Genomic DNA, 20,265 nt, shown 5'->3' on the forward strand with positions numbered 1-20,265 from the left:
CACCAGATGGTACGCCTTTTTCACTTTTTATCGTTAAAGTGCTATAAATTTGTTATTCTTCATCCTCGAGCACACGATAAGCCATGTCAAAAAGCTTCATCTGGCTATTAATTTTCTCGCCCCCTTTTGGAGCTTCGATATAACGATATGTCCCGTCATTATGCTGTTCGCGAGCTTTCACATTGTCACTCAGCATAATGGAGAGAATTTTTTGGAGACGGCTTTTGACCCCGGTTTCATAAATTGGGAATAAAAGTTCTACCCGCTTAACCATATTTCTTGTCATCATATCCGCAGATGACAGAAAGACACGGTCATCCCCGTTATGATGGAAATAATAAATACGGCTATGTTCTAAAAAACGGCCGACGATACTGATGACTCGAATGTTTTCACTAATTCCTTTTATGCCAGGCCTTAAACAACAGATACCGCGAACAATTAAATCGATTTGTACCCCGGCTTGAGAAGCTTCATACATTTTCATAATGAGGTTCTTATCTGTTAGGGAGTTCATTTTGGCTATGATACGTCCATTCCCGTGCTGCTTTTGGAATCGGATCTCATTATTCATATAACGAATAAAATCGTTTCGTATATCAAAAGGAGCCATGGACAGATGATGATACTTCGGCTTTTCTGTAAACCCACTTAAGTAATTGAAAAAATCAGTGGCATCGATCCCAAACTTACGTTTTGAGGTTATGATGCCCATATCCGTATATAGGGAGGCCGTCTGATCATTATAGTTCCCCGTTCCCAGGTGAACGAAACGCTCTATTTTGTCACGTTCTTTTCTGACTACTAATGTAATCTTGCTGTGAGTCTTTAAATAAGTCATTCCGTAAATCACGTGGCAGCCAGCCTTCTCTAATTCTTTCGCCCATTGAACGTTGTTCTCTTCGTCGAATCTCGCTTTCAACTCCACAAGTACAGTGACTTGCTTTCCATTCTCAGCTGCCCGTTTTAGAGCCTCAATAATCGGGGAATCGCCGCTGACCCTATAGAGAGTCTGTTTAATGGCGAGCACATGAGGGTCATCAGCTGCATCGGCAACAAAGTCCACAACGGGTTCGAATGATTCATAAGGATGGTGAAGGAAAAGGTCTCTATCTGTAGCTGCTTCGAAAATATCATCTTCTCCTTCAAGGTCTCGTGGAGGCTGCGGGATCAGAGTTTCATAAATTAAATGATCCTTTATTGTAGAAAACGTTTTGTGAAACTTAAATAAGAACGTCAAATCCAATGGACCGTTGGTAATATACAGGTCGTCTTTATGAATCTCAAGGACGCCTAATAGGAAATGGATAACTTTATCATCATATTTATTGTTCCGAACCTCTAATCGGACAGCCGCCCCCCATTTTCGCTTCTTCAGCTCTTTTTCGATCTCTTTAAGTAGATCGCGGGCTCCTTCTTCATGAATCGTCATATCTGCGTTCCTGGTAATTCTGAACTCCGTGATGGAATGGACTTGATACCCTTTAAACAGCTTATGGATAAAATGACTGATGATATCTTCCAGCAGGACATATTGGTATTTTGTCTCATGCTCCACTTGAACAAAGCGATTTAAGACCGCTGGGACTTGTACGATCGCTGTCTTTTTCACATTGTCATTCGGATCAAGCGCATCTTGTATGACGACCGCTAAATTGATGGACTTGTTCAACAACATAGGAAAAGGACGATAGGCATCAACGGCCATAGGAGTTAAAACCGGAAAGATATTTTCATTAAAATAAGTTTCTAACTGCTCAATTTCTTCTATTGTTAAATCTTCAATCGAAAGGATAGAGATATCTTCTTTTTCCAGTTGGGGTTTAATTGTCTGGTAACTCTCGTACTGCCTTCTTACAAGTTCATGGTTGATTTCGGCAATTTTGGCCAACTGCTGTTTCGGTGTAAGCCCAGCCTTATTTTCTGGTTTATTAAAGCCCGCTTTTACCTGGTCCTTTAATCCAGCGACCCTAACCATAAAAAACTCATCAAGGTTTGATGAGCAGATCGCTAGAAACTTTAAACGTTCAAGCAAAGGGTTGTCCATATCAAGCGCCTCTTCTAACACCCGTTCGTTAAAAGCAAGCCAGCTTAGTTCGCGGTTGTTATAAAATAGTGGGTTGTCGAGTTCCTTCTTTTTTTCTTTTGTTGCCATTACGCACACCCTTTACACTGTAGTCTTACCTCCACCATAATGCCTATTTATAAGTTGAATATTAACAAGACGTTAAGTGTTCGTAAATTTTCGATAATATTCGACCAAAAACGCCATTGAATTATAGTCCTATCTTACGGATGAATAGTACAACAACTGAGCTTTACCAAGTAATTAACAGAACTTTATTCCTTACTTTCCACGAAGGATAACTCGATATTCCTTTTCAGCGATTTCTCCAAGTGTTTCTTCTGCTTCTCAGACTGGTATTCTTCCGGCATCCATTCATCTTTACAGTAAAGAGTAATATGAAGATCCCCATCATGAGTGGCGACATGGATATCCTTAACAATCTGCCGTCTCGTACTATCAAGGCTGTAGCAAAACTTAAGCAGTGCTCCAAGCAGACGTAATTTTTTTCGCTCTTCTTTTAAGAACCAGCTTTTATAAGGATGAAGGAACTGTTTAAAGACGGTCTTATTCTTAAAGGAAGCTAAAAGTGCCAGCCGCAAACGTTCCATATGCATCAAACCATCGATTGTACGGTTCGCTAAAAGATAAAAGGTATGCTGTGAACTGGATTCACTATCAATATAGTCCCCCAGATTGAAAACGTAACTCGCGCGTTTTACTTCTTTCCAATCTTTTTTTCTAAGTGCACCTACCCCTTTTTCGTGAAGCTGAAAAAATAATTCATGGGCGAGATGTTGCGCATGATGAATTTGCTTCATGCTCAAATCATAATCTGTCACTAATTCTTGAATGCTCTCCTCAAGAACATTCGGGAAAACAGAAGTGCCCATATCACGGGTCAACTGTTCATAAAAAACCCCGTCTCTTAACCCTTTTCGGCTTAAAATGAACCCTGATGATTGGACCGCATCATAAAGGGAGTGGAATACTTCTGTAGCGGGCAGGATGATATCCGCTCGGTCTTTTGATAATCCTTCTACTTTCTGAAGCTTTTTCATGGGAAGAGTGAACAGGTAGTTTTTTATAAAAGACAGATCGCTATCTTTCATTTTGTACTGATGTAAACCTGCGAGCGGATATTCTTTCAAGTTTTGATCGATTTGTACTAAGTTACGTGCGCCTCCGCCAATACCAATAAGAGGAACTTTCTTCTCTTGCAACCATGGCAGAGTTCTAAATTGGGAAAGGAGGTAATGACGTAAATTTGACATTTCCCCCTCTGTAGGAAGGTCTTTTTTGAAGAAGTCTTGTTTTAACGTCAAGGCACCGAATGGAAAACTGTGAGACTCCACAAGTTTCCGATCCTTGAAGTATGTAACCTCTGTACTTCCACCACCGATATCGACCGTTACCCCCTCGGTCACTGGGGTAGAATTGACTACAGCGAGATACCCGTAATAGGCCTCTTCATGTTCGGAAAGGATTCGCATGTCAAACCCTGAGTGTTCAGATACTTTTTTAATAATATCTTCCTGGTTGACTGCCTGACGGATGGTTGCTGTGGCCACGCACACCATTTCTTCCAGCTCGTAAGATCCAGCCACTTCTTTAAAACTGTTTAAAGTGGTAAGCAATGTACGAATTCCTTCGTCTGACAAATAACCGTCATCTTGAAGATGATTCCTTAACCGAGCGACAGCTTTGACGTTTTCGATTTCGCGCAAACGTCCGCCTTTATCTCTTAAATAAACGACTAAACGCATCGTATTGGAGCCTACATCGATTATTGCGTAATATTTTTTAGCCATCCTTTCACCCACCATTCATATTTTGTGCCATTATATCAGATCAAAAGTGTTAACGCCTTGATTTACCAGGGAGATTCCAATATACAAACCGCTGTTTATAAACGTTTGAAATGAAACGTCAGAGGGTTAGAAATTAGAATAGCTTTCTTCACCGAATTTTCAATAAAACTGCCTCCGTTCCCTTCATTAAATGCAGAAGACCTGTATCCTTATGAGCGACTATAATTCTATGTACCCTATTTTTCTGTTACTCAAATATTTTCTAACAAAGTATCTCCACTTTTTTGGTTTAAAAAACAGTTAATCTAATAATCTGGTTCTCCATATCCTGAATACTCAGTTTAGGACATTTGTAAGGATGTTTCCGGTACCTAATACAAGGAAGGTGTTCGGAGAAATCGGTCGCTTTCCGCGGGGATGACGGAAATCCATTCCCGCAGGAGGCTCGCAATTCCCCTCCCACCTTACCTTTTCATTTGATGAACGGAAACGCTGTTATGATGAAAAACCACTTTCTTTTAGGAAGGCTATTGGTAGTTTTTCAATCCCCTATTGCTGGAGGTAACCTAGAATTTACTCTTTAAAAAGTTAATCTCCATTCAAATGGGTTCGTTAGGATTATAAGTTAAGGTGTGGCTAGGAAACGGCGAGACTCCCGCGGGAGGAGGAGCTAGGCGAGACCCCACAGAGAGCGAAGCGAACGAGGAGGCTTGCCAGTTCCCCCGCAGGAAAGCGAGTCGTTTCCTAGCCACACCAAGCCTATTTAATGGGAACGAACCCTAAGTCAATCCTGCTATATTGTTGAATTGATCCATACCTAAACGAAATATTTGTTAAGGCCAATAAAAAAGAAACCACCCTTCCCAATTCATTGAGAAGGATGGTTTCTTATGAGTTTTATCGATTCAACAAGCTTCCAACGTATTTAAGCAATTCATTGGCAGAGCTGGAATTGTAACCATGTTCATCAACAAGAGTAGCCACCACTTCGTTGATCTTTTTAAGCTGCTGCTCATCCGGAGTTTTAGTGGATGTCGTAATTTTCACTACGTCTTTCAAATCAGCAAACAATTTCTTCTGGATCGCTTCGCGTAAACGTTCGTGTGATTGGTAATCGAATTTCTTCCCTTTTCGTGCATAAGCAGAAATTCTGATCAAGATTTCTTCACGGAATGCTTTCTTCGCGTTTTCAGATACACCGATTTGTTCTTCAATGGATCGCATGAGACGCTCATCCGGGTTCAATTCTTCACCAGTTAATGGGTCTCTTAATTTCGCCTTATTACAGTAAGCTTCCACATTGTCTAGATAATTGTCCATGAGAGTGACTGCAGACTCTTCATAAGAGTAGACAAAAGCTTTTTGAACTTCTTTCTTCGCAATTTCATCGTACTCTTTTCTGGCTAAAGAGATAAAGTCAAGATACCGCTCTTTATCTTCATTAGAAATGGAAGCATGACTGCCTAATCCATCTTTGAGAGAGCGAAGTACATCAAGCGCGTTGATCGATGTGAGTTCTTTTTTAATGATCGTCGACGATATGCGGTTGATAACATAACGCGGATCAATACCGCTCATCCCTTCGTCGGAGTGTTCTTTCTTCAACTCTTCCACGTCAACATCACTGAATCCTTCAAGGATTTCTCCATCATAGAGACGCATTTTCTTCAATACATCAACAGATGCTTTCTTCGATTCTTTTAATCTAGTAAGAATCGTGAACATCGCTGCTACTCTTAATGTATGAGGCGCAATGTGGACGTCACGGATATCACTTTCGCGAATCATTTTCTCATAAATCCGTTCCTCTTGACTTACTTTCAAGTTGTAAGGCACAGGCATGACAATCATTCGGGAATGCAGGGCTTCATTCTTCTTATTAGCAATAAATGAACGATACTCCGCTTCGTTCGTGTGAGCCACTATTAATTCATCCGCTGAAATAAGCGCAAATCGTCCAGCTTTGAAGTTTCCTTCCTGGGTCAGGCTGAGTAAGTGCCAAAGAAATTTCTCATCACATTTAAGCATTTCCTGGAACTCCATCATGCCTCTGTTCGCCTTGTTCAGCTCACCATCGAAACGGTAGGCACGAGGGTCCGATTCCGATCCGTATTGTGCAATCGTTGAAAAGTCAATGGATCCAGTAAGGTCAGCGATATCTTGGGATTTTGGATCAGAAGGACTGAAGGTACCAATGCCTGTACGCTTATCCTCTGAGAAAAAGATACGCTCAACTAAGACATCCTCAATTCTTCCTCCATATTCAGTCTCCACTCGCATCGTATTCAGCGGTGACAAACTGCCTTCAATTCGAATGCCATATTCTTCTTGAAATTCTTTTCTTAAGTGCTGTGGAATCAAATGCAGCGGATCCTCATGCATTGGACAACCCTTAATCGCAAAAACGGCTCCCTCTTCTGTGTGAGAATACTTCTCTAAACCACGCTTCAATAAATTCACCAATGTCGATTTACCGCCACTGACAGGTCCCATCAGTAACAAAATACGTTTACGAACATCCAGTCTTCTCGCAGCCGGATGAAAATATTCTTCTACAAGCTTCTCCATCGCTTCATCTAACCCATAGATATCCTGATCGAAAAACTTATACCTTTTATGGTCATGATCCTCATCTACACCCGCGGATTTTATCATATTATAAACGCGGGAATGTGCTGATTGAGCTAAATACGGACGCTCTTTCAAAAGCTCCAGGTATTCTGCGAATGTACCTTCCCACTTTAACTCTTCTTCTTGTTCCCTGTGGTCTTGTATCTTTTTTAAAATGTCCACTTATTAGAGACCTCCCCCGTCCTAACAGACGAAATTTAATATATCCTATGCTTGGATTACGAGAAACATGTGTAAGAAAGAAATGCGGAAGCGTCTTGTTAAGCCTCGACAAGCATAAGACAAGCAATTGTAGTGGGCGGGATTATACCCGCAAAATGGATTGACTTATAACCTCGAGAGGCTAGACGCTGCAGCTGGACAACGAAAGAAAAGTGCAGAGGGATTGAAAGCCCTGAAACGCATAAGCACTTCTTCGGCGTGGCGTGTTTGGCCACGAAGTAGGATTGCTTATGCCGCGAAGAGCTATCCCTCTGAAAAACCACCAGAATACTGATTTCTCAACTAGAGAGACAAGCCAACTTCAGCCGAACAATAAATTATATGTATTATCCTATATATAGATGCTTATGTTCCCTAATTTCAAATTCTGTTCGTTTCCATAGTTTGCTGTTTTTTCAATAAAAAAAGACTGATCCGTTAAGATCAGTCTTCTCCATAATCCTTTTTCTCCTTGTACTTTTTCCTTTGTGTAAGTCCAATTAAAAGGAAAGTTATAAATAGAAATAAATTCAAAAGTCGGAAGTCCTCGTAGATAATAGCAAGAACGGCCCATATCGCTGCACTTGTTAAGAAAAGAATACTCGTAATCCACATTTGTGTCATCATGAACCCCTCCTAAGTACTATTGTATATCAATTGTGGAGATTTCTTGTACTTTTTTTATATTTACAAGCTGCAAACCTTTCCCTATGATGAGAGGAAAGGTGCTCTAGCAACAGAACTCGTACTTTTTACGTATTCACCAAAAAAGCAGGCCATTGAAGAAGACTTGCAATTTTTGACACACTATGGCACCCTTGTTAGAATTGGTTTGAACATTTTAGCAAGATAAAGTACATTAGGACAGAAAGAAGGATTGCAAATGGAAACATGGTACTTTGTCGATTCTGGCCATTGTACACCAGCGATCAATATGGCGCTGGATGAAGCATTGATGAAATGGCATCGTCAAGGAAACATACCACCTGTGCTTCGATTTTACGGCTGGGCCCCTGCAGGTCTGTCCGTTGGATATTTTCAAAAAGTAAATGGAAAAATTGACTTAGCAGGAGTCAAACGACATGGCTATGAGCTTGTTCGCCGCCAAACTGGAGGACGAGCTGTTCTGCATGACAAAGAACTCACATATAGTGTCATAGTTTCAGAAGATCACCCTGCTATGCCTGCCTCAGTCAAAGATGCTTATCTGGTTATTTCAAAAGGATTATTAGAAGGCTTCCGAGAATTAGGTATACAGGCAGACTTCGCCGTTCCTGAAGGAAAACTGGATGTAACAAACTCCGCAGTCTGCTTTGAAGAACCTTCCTGGTATGAGCTGATTGTAGATGGCAAGAAAGCTGCTGGCAGCGCCCAAACGAGAAAAAAAGGCATCATCCTTCAACACGGATCCATTCCGATTGATGTAGACGATGTGAAACTTTTTGATATGTTCACCTATAAGAATGAACGTGTGAAAGAAAGAGCACGTCGAGCGTTTGGCGACAAGGCAGTAGCCATAAACCAGATTGTTGAACATAATGTAAGCTTTGAAGATACAAAAGCTGCCTTTAAAAAGGGATTTGAAAAAGGACTTGAAGTCCACTTAGAACCTCTGGAACTCTCTAAAGCACAATGGAACGAAGTCGAACAAATCGCTCGTGAACGGTACGGTACGGACGAGTGGAACTTTTCCCGATAAAAAGGAGTGGAAAAAAACATGGCAAAGAAACAAGAGTACATAAGAAAGCCGGATTGGCTGAAAATTAAAATCAACACGAATAAATCCTATACTGGTCTTAAAAAACTAATGAGAGACAAAAAGCTTAACACAGTATGTGAGGAAGCACGCTGCCCCAACATTCATGAGTGCTGGAGTGAACGAAAAACAGCTACCTTCATGATCCTTGGTGATACGTGTACCCGCGGCTGCCGTTTCTGTGCAGTCAAAACCGGTCTTCCTAATGAACTGGACTGGGGCGAACCAGAACGTGTAGCTGAATCCGTAGAAATCATGGGACTTAAACACGTAGTCATCACAGCGGTTGCTCGTGATGACCTTAACGACGGCGGTGCAGCTGTATTTGCTGAAACGGTAAAAGCGGTCAGACGACGTGTTCCTGGTTGTACAGTAGAAATTCTTCCCTCTGACATGAAGGGAGATTATGAAAGCCTTCATACTTTAATGGATGGAGAACCAGACATTTTCAACCATAACATTGAAACAGTTCGTCGCTTAACGAAAAAAGTACGTGCTCGTGCTATGTATGATCGTTCTTTAGAGTTGCTGCGCCGGGTTAAAGAAATTCGCCCAAACACTCCAACAAAATCAAGCATCATGGTAGGACTAGGAGAAACGAAAGAAGAAATCGTTCAGGCCATGGATGATCTTCTGGCTCATAACGTAGATATCATGACCATCGGCCAATACCTGCAGCCGACGAAAAAACATTTAAACGTAGAGCGTTATTATCATCCAGATGAATTTGAAGAGTTGAAACAAATCGCTCTAGAAAAAGGCTTTAAACATTGTGAAGCAGGGCCAATGGTGCGTTCTTCTTATCATGCGGACGAACAAGTAAACAGTACATCTGCTCAACGTCGGATTAAGTATATGAAAGGTTACGAATCTCAGGGCAAAGAGCTTGATACAACTAACTTCTAAAGAATAAGGCTATCTCATTGAGATAGCCTTTGTTATATCTTACCAGAAGCCTCCATATGGGGGGCGTCCGTAATATCCTCCGTAATAAGGAGGTCTATTATAATAATACGGTCCAGGGCCATAGCCACCGCCGAATCCGCCGTATAGTCCAGGAGCAATCGCCCCTCCTAAGAATCCGCCAAGCAGACCGCCTGCGAAAGGACCTAAAAAGAAGAAACGCTCATCTTCATCACGGAAATCATCAAAATTTGCATACGGGTATTGATAAGGATACTGTTCCAATTTAACTCCTCCATTCCCATCCTGGTTATATACCTACTCTTCAACGTATGTTATGGCCAACCGTTTCGTATAGGCATCTGCCATTAGGTGAAGGATAAAATTAACAGGACAAACCATTCACATTACTGTACAATTAAGGTATAATACGGGTAGCATAGCTTGTCTGGATAAAAGGAGGACTTTATACATGAAAATCACATTGATCATTCTTGTGTGCGCAGCGTTTCTGACATCCATCTTCTCAGCAGGATATGATGAAAAAGCGGGTACCCCAAGAAAATAAAAAATGTAAAACCGCCACCGGACCTGACCGGGAGGCGGTTTTTGTTTGGTTTGACACAAAAAAAGACACCGGCACACTCGCCGGTATCTTCCTTTATTTAATCAAATTCGGATAGCCTTGCTGCTTCAACGCATCAAACAAAACGATGGATACTGTATTGGAAAGGTTTAAAGAACGAACCTTGTCTGTCATTGGAATTCGCAAACAACGGTTCTCTAAGCCTTTAAGCAATGATTTCGGTATCCCGTCACTCTCACGTCCAAATACGAAAAACAAATCCTGGTCGGTAGACGAGAAATCAAAATCCGCAAAAGACTTCGCACCAAAGTTTTCGATGTAATAATACTCTCCCTCAGGGAAAGTTTCATATAGTTCCTCAATTGAATCATAATAATAAATCGTTACATCATGCCAGTAATCCAAACCTGCTCTCTTCAGCATTTTGTCATCAGTAGAAAAACCGAGCGGCCGGATTAGATGAAGCTGGGAATTTGTAGCTAAACAAGTCCGCGCAATATTGCCTGTATTGGCTGGAATCTCTGGTTGGAACAATACGATATGATTAGGCATTTTCTTCACCTCAGTCTAATCTTAGTCAACTAGGTTATTATATCATACCTATCAACTACCGATTATGAAAAATTTGTACTTAATGTTCGGTGTATAGGCGGTAGAATCTTCATAGGCCCAGTAACGATGACGACTGTTGGTGGTGTGGGCATTAACGAGCGGCATGCCATCACTGTCCTTTTTCACAACGATCGTATTATGATCGAACCTTCCATCTCCTTCAAAGTCATAACAAATGACATCGCCCGGTGTTAGCTGATCGGCGGAAGAAACTTCTTTCGCCGTCAGCCCTTGCCGTGAACCACTGAGATACCAGCGCAGCGAATTGGCCACAGCCCAACTGTAGCTCCAATTTTTTCCTGTGTACCACCAGCCTCTCGCACGGTTCGGGAGCCCCCACGTTGGGGCACCACCGGCTCTTAGACACTGAGAAATATAGTTCGTACAATCCAAATCAAAATGCTTGTAAGCAGAATTGTAACTGTCCCACCATCGTTCGGCATAGCGAACCGCCTCTCTTCGGTTATATGAAAAAGGTGGACCTTTCCTATCTTCCTTCTCAACAAATTCCGCACTCGGCGAAAGGCCAGAAGTATACGGTGCCTCTGTCGACACGGATTGATGAATGATTTCATTTCGCTCTAATAAAGCGAGACCCTCGTATATCCCTTCCTCCATATATACCTTTTTTCCATCTTTTATTAAAAGAGAAAGGAATAGCATATATCGAATGCTTTCCTTTCGATCGTATGCAATACGATGATACGGTTTAATGCGGAAGGTGGCACGCTCTACCCTATGCCCTCGTTTTTCCAACCCTCGAACTTTTTTATGTAACCACTGCTCTTCTTCTTGATCCACTAAACGATCAATGACGCGCTGCCAGTAAGTCTGAAGTTGATGAGTAGGATTCATGCCCTCTCCCCCTTTTTACATCCTATGAAAAAGGGAACGATCCCATACAACAAAAAAACTGTCTCCCTTTAAGGGAAGACAGTTATTGACTATTTGGTAAGACCACATGATTTTTCTCAAATTCTAGCAATTGTTGTTTCTTCTCAATACCACCTGCATATCCTACAAGCTTGCCATTACTTCCGATCACTCGGTGGCAGGGAACAATAATAGAAAACGGATTTTGATTAACCGCTCCCCCTACGGCACGAATAGCTTTAGGGGTATGCATAGCAGCAGCAATATCTTTATACGATCGAGTTTCACCGTAAGGTACGTTATGCAGCAATGTTCTCCATACCTTTCTTTGAAACTCTGTTCCATAACAATTCAAAGGAACCGTAAAATCAATTCGTGTTCCATTAAAATATTCTTCAATTTCATCTTTTGTTAGTTTTACATATTTATGATCTGGATCATAGACCAGTTCACCTTTGAGAAAGTGCTTCTTTTTCCATGATTGGTAAGAAGCAATACGGTCTTCATAATGTCCATAATCGATGCGACATACTCCTTCATCGTTCGTTAGTACGGTCATCGGACCTAAAGGAGTAGTAAAAGTGTCATAATATAAGAAAGACCGATGGTTCATAGACAACCCCTTCTTTATTTAACAGTTTTTTCTATTATACAAAACTCTTTAGTAGATGAAAAGGTACAAATCGTCATAGTTTAGCAAATTGCAGCCCTTTTTCCATCTCATAGAGGACTTGTTTGTCATTTTCCTTCGCCATTGCTTCTTCAACAGCTTCAAAGCACTCTGGCGTGCCTATTTTTCCAAGACCCCAGGCAGCTGTGCCGCGAATCACGGGTCTGGGATCGTCATTCATCAGACGAATTAATTCGTTGATGGACGTTTCATCACGATAATGGGCCAGAGCTAAAATGGCATTTCGCTGGATCGGTTTTTTCCCTCTCCATGAACCGGATATAAAGCCGAACTTTTCTTTAAACTGGCGGTTCGATATCGACAGCAGGGGTGTCAATTTAGGCTTCACAACCTCTGGGTCCGGTTCGAACTCCTGATGGTGGTGGAAGTCCTTCTTTCTATTCTTTGGACATACGGTCTGACACGTATCGCATCCATAAAGCCGGTTTCCGATTTTACTGCGGAATTCATCAGGTAAAAACCCTTTCGTCTGCGTTAGAAATGCAATGCAGCGCTGAGCATTCAACTGACCGCCTTGCACAAGCGCTCCCGTTGGGCATGCATCTACACAAATATTGCAATCTCCGCAGCTATCATCTACCGGATCATCTGGAGCAAAAGGAATATTCGTAACAAGTTCTCCTAAATATACATATGAACCGAACTCCGGAGTGATCACGGCGCAATTCTTACCACTGAATCCGATGCCTGCGCGCTCAGCAACAGCACGGTCAGATAACTCACCTGTGTCCACCATTGATTTCAGTTCAACTTCTGGAAAATGTTCTTGAATAAAAGCCCCCAGTTTATTAAGGCGATCCCGCAGCACATCATGATAATCCTGTCCCCATGATGCACGGCAGAAGATCCCGCGTCGATCGCCTTTCCTACTTTTAGGCGCATCGTGCATTTTTGAGGGGTAAGCCAGGGCAATGGAAATGATCGATTGAGCACCCGGAAGTAAACGACTTGGTTCTGTTCGTTCGTTTACGCTTCCTTTTTCAAACCCGGACTGATAACCAAGCGCTTCTTGACGCTTCAGTCGGGCTTTTAACTCACCGAACACGTCTGCTGAGGCAAAACCAATCTTGTCGATGCCAATTTCCTTGCTGTAGGCAATAACCTCTTCTTTGAACTTGTGAAAATCCACCCTGACTTCCTCCTTTCTATCTTATATCTTTTACTTTTGCTGTTCGGATCCGATTCAGCGTCGCAGCAATTTCAAAACGACGTGGACGCGCCAATTCCCCTGGGTGCTGATCTTTAAATGGGGCGAATGCAGCGAGTCCCTTTGTATCTATTTGCTGTTCAATATTCTCAAGCAGCTGACTCAACGACTGCTCTTCTTTCAAAATGCCTTTTTTATCGAGATGCATAATTAAATCTGCGATAAGCCGCGTCTGAGACGGATCTACCAACTGTTCGACGCCATCGAGGTCGATGTCTGTTCTACCCATGATAATCGTTGTTTTCCCTTTGGCCTGAACCTTTTCTTTCTTGCCACGTCTAGTTTGAAGACTTGCCGGCAAAAAGGAGCGCTTAGGAATTGCTCCGAACTCCTGCTCGCTCATTGCAGTTCTTTGACTAGGATAACGCTCGGCAATTTCTTTCGCTTTTTCCGTTACGTTATGAGGTACATACTGATCCATCATGATCACGTCATCGGCCACATTGAAATAATCACCTGAACCACCCATTACTAGGATAGTGGATACATCCAGGTCATCACGCATTTGTTTAATTTTATCGATAAATGGTGTAATTGGCTCTTTTTCTTTGACGACTAACTCCTGCATCCGTTCATCCCGGATCATGAAATTTGTCGCGCTAGTATCTTCATCAATGAGCAGCGTATGAGCATCGGCTTCTAACGCTTCAATAACATTCGCTGCCTGAGACGTACTCCCGCTTGCATTTTCCGTAGAAAATTGAGTCGTGTCCGCCCCATGAGGAAGGTTTTTTATAAACGGGGAGATATCAACATTCGTAACCTGACGTCCATCCTCAGCCCTTACTTTCACGGCTTGCGGGTCTGTAATTACATACTCTCTGCCGTCCCCTCTGATATGAGGATACACCCCACGCTCCATCGCATTCAAGAGGGTACTTTTACCATGATAACCGCCTCCGACAATTAATACAATCCCCTTCTCTAGAGCCATTCCAGTGATTGGTTCTTCTTTATGAGGGATAGAAAAAGAAACCCGGTTCTCTTCAGGACTCTTAAACGGTACGGCATTTTTCATCGGACGATCACTGATACCACTTTCCCTGGGTAAAATCGAGCCGTCTGCTATAAAGGAAATCCAATCATTTTCCTTCATCTTTTTCTCAATGGCTTCATGTTGATCGGCCAGCTCACATGCTTTTTCTAGCTCCTCATCTTTTATCGCAAAAACAGAATCCTTCACGACTTCCGGGATTACTTTGAAGAAAAGCTTCTCTGCTTCTTTTCCGTTAATGCGTCTTCCATTAGCCGGGAGCCCAACTGTCAAACAAACCGTCACATCTTGATGATTGAGGGAAACCGCCGTTCGTTCCAGGATTTCCTGCCCCGGCTGATCAATCGCAACCATCCCGCTTTTTCCAGAACCTTTTACTTGGATGTGATTCTTATTGACAGATCTAGCTACCGCACGCGTCAGCCTGTCTTCTGTATAAACTTTTCGGCGCGATGTTTCTTTCCAAGAGGATTGCACCGATCTTTTTTCGCTAGGAATACGTACTCTTATTTTAGATGGGGCTGCGAAAGGATCACCCTGTACGTAGTCAATAAATAGTTCAAAATCAGCAAAGGAATACTTCCCCTGGATTTGTTTGTAACCTTTATAACTTTTTCCATCAATTTGTTTTAATTGCTGCTGTAGTTTTTTCATAATCTGGAATCCTCCTATGAAAGAATGGTCTAGTATAGGGATATCCTTTTTACTTCATTAAAAAACGCAATGCTTCGTTACTTTTAACGAAACACTGCGTTGGCTCACATTGTATAAATAATAGCGTACTCTCTACACAGAAAGTAATGGAGCGGGTGAAGGGAATCGAACCCTCGTCATCAGCTTGGAAGGCTGAGGTTTTACCATTAAACTACACCCGCATTTGGTATTTTTTTCGTATCGAGGTAATTTTTATACCTCTCTCAGAAGTACATTTGTAATTATAACAACCGAATTCTATCGATGCAACACGAAATTTACGATTTTTTGTCGAAAAATTAATCTCTTATTTACATAGATGAATAGTCTAAAAAGTTATACCTATTATACTGAGGACATTTCCAAAGAAAACTAGTCCATATGTACCTATTCACAAATTTCGTAAGACTGAAACCTTTTTATCGTTTATTGCGTATAAAAAAGTTAGAGAGTATTCAAAAAGGAGGCCCTGTATGATTAATCTGCTCCTCGGAATCGGTATGCTCGGTGTACTGGGATTGTTCTTTTGGAGTTATGTCTTTGATCCCAACAATGCGATCGTCGTTTCCTTTTCGAAAAAGAACTTTATTCTTACCATCGTTGTCCTCGGTTTATTCACTTTGTACTTGCTTTCCACAGGGATTTACTACTCCTTTTTATAAAAGGTTTCTTTTGCTTTTGAAGTTAATAAATATAAACACAAGCTAAAAAGCCGCCAAGATGGCAGCTTTTTAGCTTTGCTTCGATTTGAATACGAAAATGGTTGAGAATATGAGGAATGCTAGGAAGTTGAGAACATCGATGGAGAGTCTTATGAATTCTAATAATGTGTTTGCATCCAAACCCCTCACCTCCACAATTTGCATTCACCGCTATTTCACAGTTGTTGCTGCAATGGAAGCGTTAAGAAATCAGTAAGGAGGTTTAAAATTAAGTTTGGGTTGTACGGTGTTACCTTTTAATGTAACCAATATGCTTTCGATTATGCAGAGATGGATTTTCTAGATCGGCGTTTAAGTCTCAGTTGTGTTGTCATAAGTACTCCGATTATCACCATCAATGCGCCTAGAACCTCCATGATTCCAATTCTTTCTCCTAACCAGAAGTACGCGCCAACCATAGTGACGACTGGTAAGAAATTTAGAAAAATAGATGCCTTCGCAGGTCCCAGCCACTCCACTGCCCGATTATAGAAGACCAACGCAATAAAGGATGGAAAAATACCTAAGTATAAGAATCCCATAACATGTTCTGGTTTGCTTAAGGTCGGTATACCAGTAAGGACCCATTCAATGGCTACAAATGGAACCAAAACTATTAGGGAAACGGACGTCATGGCTAAGATCGCCCCATAGGCAGGAAAGAGATGCATATATTGCTTCACAACTATAGAGTAGTACGCCCAACTTAAGATGGCTCCGATCATAATCCCATCTCCTGCGTTCCATTGAAAACTCGTTAACTTAAAAACTTCTCCATCCATTACTACCCAAACAGCCCCAATAAAAGATAAGAATATTCCTAACCACTGAAGTTTTTGTAGTTTCTCTTTCAGTATCAAGAAACTTAGCAAAACAGTGACTACCGGAATGACTGTCTCAAGCACAGCCACATTCGTGGCCGTTGTGAATTGAAGAGCTCCGTAAATGAATGTATTAAAAAAAGTGACCCCTGTTAGAGTCATCATTAGAAATGGTTTCTTATGTGCTAGAAAGACAGATCGTTCCCTTATTAGGCTCCTTCCCCCTATCGGAAGCAAAACGAGAAATGCAATCAATAAACGAAAGAACGCAATGGTGAACGGCGGCAATTCATTGATGGCCTTACCTGTAAGGATGTTTCCCGCATACATCATTACAACTAAGACCATTAGTAGATAAGGATACATCAAGCCTCCCCTTTCTTGCCCTCGGGTCTGAAACTTTCCATTATCTTATCAAAGTGCTAACAGCAGAACAACAAAACTACCCATAAAAAAAGAGCCTTAGCAAAGGCTCTTTGGATTGATATCTTAATTATAAGATAACCGTATTCTTCAATGCAGCGATGAGACGCTCAAAGTCTTCATTGACTTGATTCGAGAATTCCGGCTTCTTGTAATTCTTCTCTTGCGACGTCGATAGTCCAGGTTCAATTAAAAGCGTTCTTCCGCCCATCAACACAATTTCAAGCTTTCGAGGAGGTGTATTGTCTGACATGCTGTAATCCACAAACCATTCTTTCATAGAAATGATCCTCTGGGTAAACAACGTTTCCTTCGTAACTGCCATGTCTTTTGAAATACCAAGAATTGTCAGTGTCCGGTCATTTCGATTCACGATATACAGTTGGTGTTCATCCGGAGTTAATACCTCAAGCGAGCAATAGTTATCAGACTCAAAAACATCCTCCGTGAATTCCAGAACAGCCGCCTGACGCAAATTTTCCAGACTAGAAGAATTTAACCTTTCTTTTAATGCCATGGACAATTCCATAACCTCCTTAATGATATTTCATAGGTTATGTCCCCGCCTAAGAAAGAAAGAAAACTTAATCTGAGAAAAATAAACAAAAAATACCAAAAGCCTTAGGGGCCCCCGTATAAAAGGAACGAATCCCTCGACATTTTCTAAAAAATTATCCTAAGAGAAAAGTAGGAAAAATATGTAAACGTTATATTAATATAGATATTTAGCGGTCATTACTTCTACAATTTCATACGTAAATATTGAAATTTCTTTGTCGCTTCAAAATAATAGTTTAAGTCTTTCTGCTTAAGTGATTTAGAAAAATTCACACTCGCTTCCTCTGCCATTTCGTTCAATTGCTTATGGTCCGATAACTCAATTAATTGATCGATCCATTGCTGCTTTTCTTCAGTGTCGCTCTCAAGTTTTCTCCAGTCATAACTATGAGCTCCGTACGCCAAATCATCCTGGATTCTATCTTCTCCAATTTTATGAATCAGTTCTCTTATTTGATTATCTTCATTAATCATATTTTTTATTGATGCCACTACGGTATCCTTCACAAGAGTTTGACCACTATAATCCGGCCGCTTCAAGTTTTCCGATTGTTCCTCTTCTGACTGTACGGTTACAGTCTGATAATGAGTTTCATCTGTCTTCTCTTCTGTCTGTTCAGTTTTTTCGGCTGTTTTATTCTGGCCGATTCCATCGCTCACTGTTAATTGCCAGATGCCAATACCGAGAACAATAACCCCAATAATGGAAGTACCTTTTATAAAATTACTCATACACGTTCATCCTTTTTTATATGATGGATCTGTTAACTGGTTAAAAAGGCCATAAAACCCTTCACTTCTTGAGGAAATTCCGTTTTTTTAGTTAACAAAGCCTATATTTAAAAAGTCTAAATCTTGTAATCATTTGTAATATAAACGTAACATTATGTGTAAATATTGTAAATAAAACACGAACAAACAGCTATTTTCTCAATACAAAAGGCCGGGCGCTTACACATTCAAGCACCCAACCTAGTCCTAAATTATCTTTTTACTTTGCTTCTTTGAACTCTTTCTCTGATCCCACAAAGCCAATCATGGTCGATATGTCTTCACCTTTCTCTCTTGAGCAGCTTTCTAAGTAAACAATTGGTCCTCTTTTTTCTATGTACTCACAACTGAAACTCCCTTTAGGTGCACCTTTGTATCCTCCATAGTTATTTTCAAATTGTATGGATCGCCCTTCCGTTTTTAAGCTGTTTTTATAGTAATTGCCGTCAGAATCAAATATATAAATGGTCGCCGACTGTGTTTTACCATTTTTGAAAGCCTCAAGTACGTTATTGATCTGCTGGAGGTTCTCAATTTCGATTGCACCTTGAACGATCTGGTCAAAGGTATTCCCTTTATGCTCGACGACTACGTAGCCATCTGCTTTTGCGTCTTCCATGGTATAGGTTTCTTCTGCTTTCCCTGTACATCCAATTAGTAATAATAACATTAACCCAATCATCGTTCTCATGTCGTCTCCTCCTTTGTTTACTTTTTCTATTAAAACCCTTCATTACCTTTTTTACCAACAAAAAAAGAGAGCACTTGTAAATGCTCTCTCCTACTTTATAAATTTTCAAAGAATAATCGGATCACGTCCGCTCCACCAATGAATGTTCCAAGGGAGCTTCCGATATTCGCTAAGATGACGACTAGCAGAATTCTTGTCACTTTGTTACGCCAAAACCCCTTCACACTTGTTACATCTTCAGATAATGTATCAAAGTCCGCTACGTTCGGCCTGCGGAAATACGCTTGTACAAAACCGGCAAACCATCCGGCTGCAATCAATGGATTGAGTGACGTAATCGGTGCCGCTACAAAAGCGGTCAAAATGGCAAGAGGATGGGCAAGTGCCGCTGCTGTACCAATTGCGGAGAATGTTCCATTCCATAACACCCAGCTAATCGTTTGCTGTGTACCTGCTTCAGGGTTTGCTAGAAACGTATAAGCGATAATCGAAATAATCAAAATTGGAATCGCCCAACCGATGATCTTAGGCCACTTCGATTTCGGAGGTCGCTTCGTCAGCTTTTTCAAATCATGATCTTTATGGATCTCTTCTTTAATCCCCGGAACGTGGGCCGCACCCAGGACAGCTACTACTTTATTGCCAAGTGCGTTTTTAATTTTTTGCGCCAAATATTGATCTCGCTCATCGATTAGCGGCTTCTTTAACGTTGGAAAATTATCTGTAAGGTCTTTCAGCATCCCATCCAGCATATCCTGGGATTTCATTTTTTCCAGCTCTTCTTCTGAGATCGTTTCGTTACTGAATATACTATAAATAATGGAAAGAAGAAGTTTTGCCTTTCCTGAAAAACCAATATTGCCCCAGATCCTGGCGAACGTTGTTTGGATATTACGGTCTGCAAGAACAAGCTTTGCCCCAGTTTTTTCAGCTGATTCGATTCCTTGAATCATTTCCTGACCAGCCTGGATACCGAACTGTTTCGCCATTCTTTTTTGGAAAGACGAAATAGCCAGGTTCATTAACAGAAGTGAAGCCTTCTTTTGTTTAATCACTTGAAATATATCGGTGTTCTTCCATTGATCACCGTTTTTAATGGATTGATATCGTTGCTCATCTAGTTCTACACATACTGAATCAGGCTGCTCATCTTCAATAACTTGCTTCACCTGTTCAGCACTTTGCTTTGATACGTGCGCCGTTCCAATCAGGATCAACTCTTTATCACCTAACTGGATCCTCGTAATGTTCTCTTCCATTGTCGACATACAAACCTT

At 41.2% G+C, this 20,265-nt stretch carries 19 protein-coding genes and 1 tRNA gene; 4 read left to right on the forward strand and 16 right to left on the reverse strand.

The genetic code is table 11. The features are described 5' to 3' along the window. Window positions 1–52: 52 nt before the first annotated feature. The 4 genes from ACRYKC_RS18710 to ACRYKC_RS18725 form a co-directional block, all read right to left on the reverse strand. A complete protein-coding gene (locus ACRYKC_RS18710) occupies window positions 53–2,155 on the reverse strand; it encodes an RNA degradosome polyphosphate kinase (protein ID WP_433809149.1) in 2,103 nt (700 codons plus the stop codon). 185 nt (window positions 2,156–2,340) lie between these two features. After that, window positions 2,341–3,876, reverse strand: coding sequence for a Ppx/GppA phosphatase family protein (locus ACRYKC_RS18715; RefSeq protein WP_433809151.1), 1,536 nt, complete (start codon window positions 3,874–3,876; stop codon window positions 2,341–2,343). Window positions 3,877–4,773: 897 nt separating this feature from the next. Further along, complete coding sequence (locus ACRYKC_RS18720) at window positions 4,774–6,669, reverse strand: PrkA family serine protein kinase (RefSeq protein WP_433809153.1); 1,896 nt, start codon at window positions 6,667–6,669, stop codon at window positions 4,774–4,776. A 483-nt stretch (window positions 6,670–7,152) separates the two neighbouring features. Beyond that, the gene (locus tag ACRYKC_RS18725; protein ID WP_085030671.1) at window positions 7,153–7,332 is read right to left on the reverse strand and encodes a hypothetical protein; all 180 of its coding nucleotides are present in this window, start codon (window positions 7,330–7,332) and stop codon (window positions 7,153–7,155) included. Window positions 7,333–7,378: 46 nt separating this feature from the next. Between ACRYKC_RS18725 and ACRYKC_RS18730 the strand changes: the two genes are divergently transcribed. Genes ACRYKC_RS18730 through lipA form a run of 3 tightly spaced genes read left to right on the forward strand, consistent with a single transcriptional unit; the run spans window position 7,379 to window position 9,370 of the window. Next, entirely contained in the window at window positions 7,379–7,561 is a 183-nt protein-coding gene (locus tag ACRYKC_RS18730) for a hypothetical protein (RefSeq protein ID WP_433809155.1), read from the forward strand. A 24-nt stretch (window positions 7,562–7,585) separates the two neighbouring features. Next, a complete protein-coding gene (locus ACRYKC_RS18735) occupies window positions 7,586–8,407 on the forward strand; it encodes a lipoate--protein ligase family protein (protein ID WP_433809157.1) in 822 nt (273 codons plus the stop codon). Window positions 8,408–8,425: 18 nt separating this feature from the next. Further along, a complete protein-coding gene (gene lipA / locus ACRYKC_RS18740) occupies window positions 8,426–9,370 on the forward strand; it encodes a lipoyl synthase (protein WP_085030673.1) in 945 nt (314 codons plus the stop codon). Between the two features lie 39 nt (window positions 9,371–9,409). On the opposite strand, the gene ACRYKC_RS18745 is transcribed toward lipA, so the two are convergent. The 7 genes from ACRYKC_RS18745 to ACRYKC_RS18775 all read right to left on the reverse strand — a co-directional run bounded on the left by ACRYKC_RS18745 (window position 9,410) and on the right by ACRYKC_RS18775 (window position 15,205). Continuing rightward, window positions 9,410–9,652: a hypothetical protein gene (locus tag ACRYKC_RS18745; RefSeq protein ID WP_085030674.1), complete on the reverse strand. Its 243-nt coding sequence runs from the start codon at window positions 9,650–9,652 to the stop codon at window positions 9,410–9,412. A 376-nt stretch (window positions 9,653–10,028) separates the two neighbouring features. Then, complete coding sequence (gene trmL, locus ACRYKC_RS18750; RefSeq protein WP_433809160.1) at window positions 10,029–10,505, reverse strand: tRNA (uridine(34)/cytosine(34)/5-carboxymethylaminomethyluridine(34)-2'-O)-methyltransferase TrmL; 477 nt, start codon at window positions 10,503–10,505, stop codon at window positions 10,029–10,031. Window positions 10,506–10,556: 51 nt separating this feature from the next. Continuing rightward, complete coding sequence (locus ACRYKC_RS18755; RefSeq protein WP_433809162.1) at window positions 10,557–11,420, reverse strand: amidase domain-containing protein; 864 nt, start codon at window positions 11,418–11,420, stop codon at window positions 10,557–10,559. Window positions 11,421–11,502: 82 nt separating this feature from the next. Further along, window positions 11,503–12,051 (reverse strand): methylated-DNA--[protein]-cysteine S-methyltransferase, encoded by a 549-nt coding sequence (locus ACRYKC_RS18760; protein WP_433809164.1) that lies wholly within the window; start codon window positions 12,049–12,051, stop codon window positions 11,503–11,505. Between the two features lie 73 nt (window positions 12,052–12,124). Further along, entirely contained in the window at window positions 12,125–13,258 is a 1,134-nt protein-coding gene (gene queG, locus ACRYKC_RS18765) for a tRNA epoxyqueuosine(34) reductase QueG (protein WP_433809166.1), read from the reverse strand. A 16-nt stretch (window positions 13,259–13,274) separates the two neighbouring features. After that, window positions 13,275–14,984: an ABC-ATPase domain-containing protein gene (locus ACRYKC_RS18770; RefSeq protein ID WP_433809168.1), complete on the reverse strand. Its 1,710-nt coding sequence runs from the start codon at window positions 14,982–14,984 to the stop codon at window positions 13,275–13,277. Between the two features lie 147 nt (window positions 14,985–15,131). Further along, window positions 15,132–15,205: transfer RNA gene (locus ACRYKC_RS18775), tRNA-Gly, on the reverse strand. A gap of 291 nt (window positions 15,206–15,496) precedes the next feature. Between ACRYKC_RS18775 and ACRYKC_RS18780 the strand changes: the two genes are divergently transcribed. After that, entirely contained in the window at window positions 15,497–15,685 is a 189-nt protein-coding gene (locus ACRYKC_RS18780) for a hypothetical protein (protein ID WP_433809170.1), read from the forward strand. 320 nt (window positions 15,686–16,005) lie between these two features. Here ACRYKC_RS18780 and ACRYKC_RS18785 read toward each other — a convergent pair whose 3' ends face one another. From ACRYKC_RS18785 to ACRYKC_RS18805, 5 genes are all read right to left on the reverse strand, one after another. Next, a complete protein-coding gene (locus ACRYKC_RS18785; RefSeq protein WP_433809172.1) occupies window positions 16,006–16,893 on the reverse strand; it encodes a DMT family transporter in 888 nt (295 codons plus the stop codon). Between the two features lie 145 nt (window positions 16,894–17,038). Beyond that, window positions 17,039–17,485 carry a hypothetical protein gene (locus ACRYKC_RS18790; RefSeq protein WP_433809204.1) on the reverse strand — a complete coding sequence of 149 codons (447 nt, stop codon included), beginning with the start codon at window positions 17,483–17,485 and terminating at the stop codon, window positions 17,039–17,041. A gap of 224 nt (window positions 17,486–17,709) precedes the next feature. After that, window positions 17,710–18,258, reverse strand: coding sequence for a hypothetical protein (locus ACRYKC_RS18795; protein ID WP_433809174.1), 549 nt, complete (start codon window positions 18,256–18,258; stop codon window positions 17,710–17,712). 259 nt (window positions 18,259–18,517) lie between these two features. Beyond that, on the reverse strand, window positions 18,518–18,988 hold the full coding sequence (locus tag ACRYKC_RS18800) for a hypothetical protein (RefSeq protein WP_433809176.1): 471 nt from the start codon (window positions 18,986–18,988) through the stop codon (window positions 18,518–18,520). Window positions 18,989–19,083: 95 nt separating this feature from the next. Next, complete coding sequence (locus ACRYKC_RS18805; protein WP_433809178.1) at window positions 19,084–20,256, reverse strand: TraB/GumN family protein; 1,173 nt, start codon at window positions 20,254–20,256, stop codon at window positions 19,084–19,086. Window positions 20,257–20,265: the final 9 nt, after the last annotated feature.

This window comes from Halobacillus sp. A1-3 (assembly GCF_050971765.1).
GTDB classification, from domain to species: domain Bacteria; phylum Bacillota; class Bacilli; order Bacillales; family Halobacillaceae; genus Halobacillus; species Halobacillus mangrovi_B.

What these genes read in the sequence shown, in the direction of transcription:
- ACRYKC_RS18780 (WP_433809170.1), top strand. Translation starts at nt 15,497, where the DNA reads ATGATTAATCTGCTCCTCGGAATCGGTATGCTCGGTGTACTGGGATTG.
- ACRYKC_RS18760 (WP_433809164.1), bottom strand. Translation starts at nt 12,051, where the DNA reads ATGAACCATCGGTCTTTCTTATATTATGACACTTTTACTACTCCTTTA.
- ACRYKC_RS18795 (WP_433809174.1), bottom strand. Translation starts at nt 18,258, where the DNA reads ATGAGTAATTTTATAAAAGGTACTTCCATTATTGGGGTTATTGTTCTC.
- ACRYKC_RS18800 (WP_433809176.1), bottom strand. Translation starts at nt 18,988, where the DNA reads ATGAGAACGATGATTGGGTTAATGTTATTATTACTAATTGGATGTACA.
- ACRYKC_RS18725 (WP_085030671.1), bottom strand. Translation starts at nt 7,332, where the DNA reads ATGACACAAATGTGGATTACGAGTATTCTTTTCTTAACAAGTGCAGCG.
- trmL (WP_433809160.1), bottom strand. Translation starts at nt 10,505, where the DNA reads ATGCCTAATCATATCGTATTGTTCCAACCAGAGATTCCAGCCAATACA.
- lipA (WP_085030673.1), top strand. Translation starts at nt 8,426, where the DNA reads ATGGCAAAGAAACAAGAGTACATAAGAAAGCCGGATTGGCTGAAAATT.
- ACRYKC_RS18770 (WP_433809168.1), bottom strand. Translation starts at nt 14,984, where the DNA reads ATGAAAAAACTACAGCAGCAATTAAAACAAATTGATGGAAAAAGTTAT.
- ACRYKC_RS18715 (WP_433809151.1), bottom strand. Translation starts at nt 3,876, where the DNA reads ATGGCTAAAAAATATTACGCAATAATCGATGTAGGCTCCAATACGATG.
- ACRYKC_RS18710 (WP_433809149.1), bottom strand. Translation starts at nt 2,155, where the DNA reads ATGGCAACAAAAGAAAAAAAGAAGGAACTCGACAACCCACTATTTTAT.
- ACRYKC_RS18790 (WP_433809204.1), bottom strand. Translation starts at nt 17,485, where the DNA reads ATGGCATTAAAAGAAAGGTTAAATTCTTCTAGTCTGGAAAATTTGCGT.
- ACRYKC_RS18785 (WP_433809172.1), bottom strand. Translation starts at nt 16,893, where the DNA reads ATGGTCTTAGTTGTAATGATGTATGCGGGAAACATCCTTACAGGTAAG.
- ACRYKC_RS18805 (WP_433809178.1), bottom strand. Translation starts at nt 20,256, where the DNA reads ATGTCGACAATGGAAGAGAACATTACGAGGATCCAGTTAGGTGATAAA.
- ACRYKC_RS18755 (WP_433809162.1), bottom strand. Translation starts at nt 11,420, where the DNA reads ATGAATCCTACTCATCAACTTCAGACTTACTGGCAGCGCGTCATTGAT.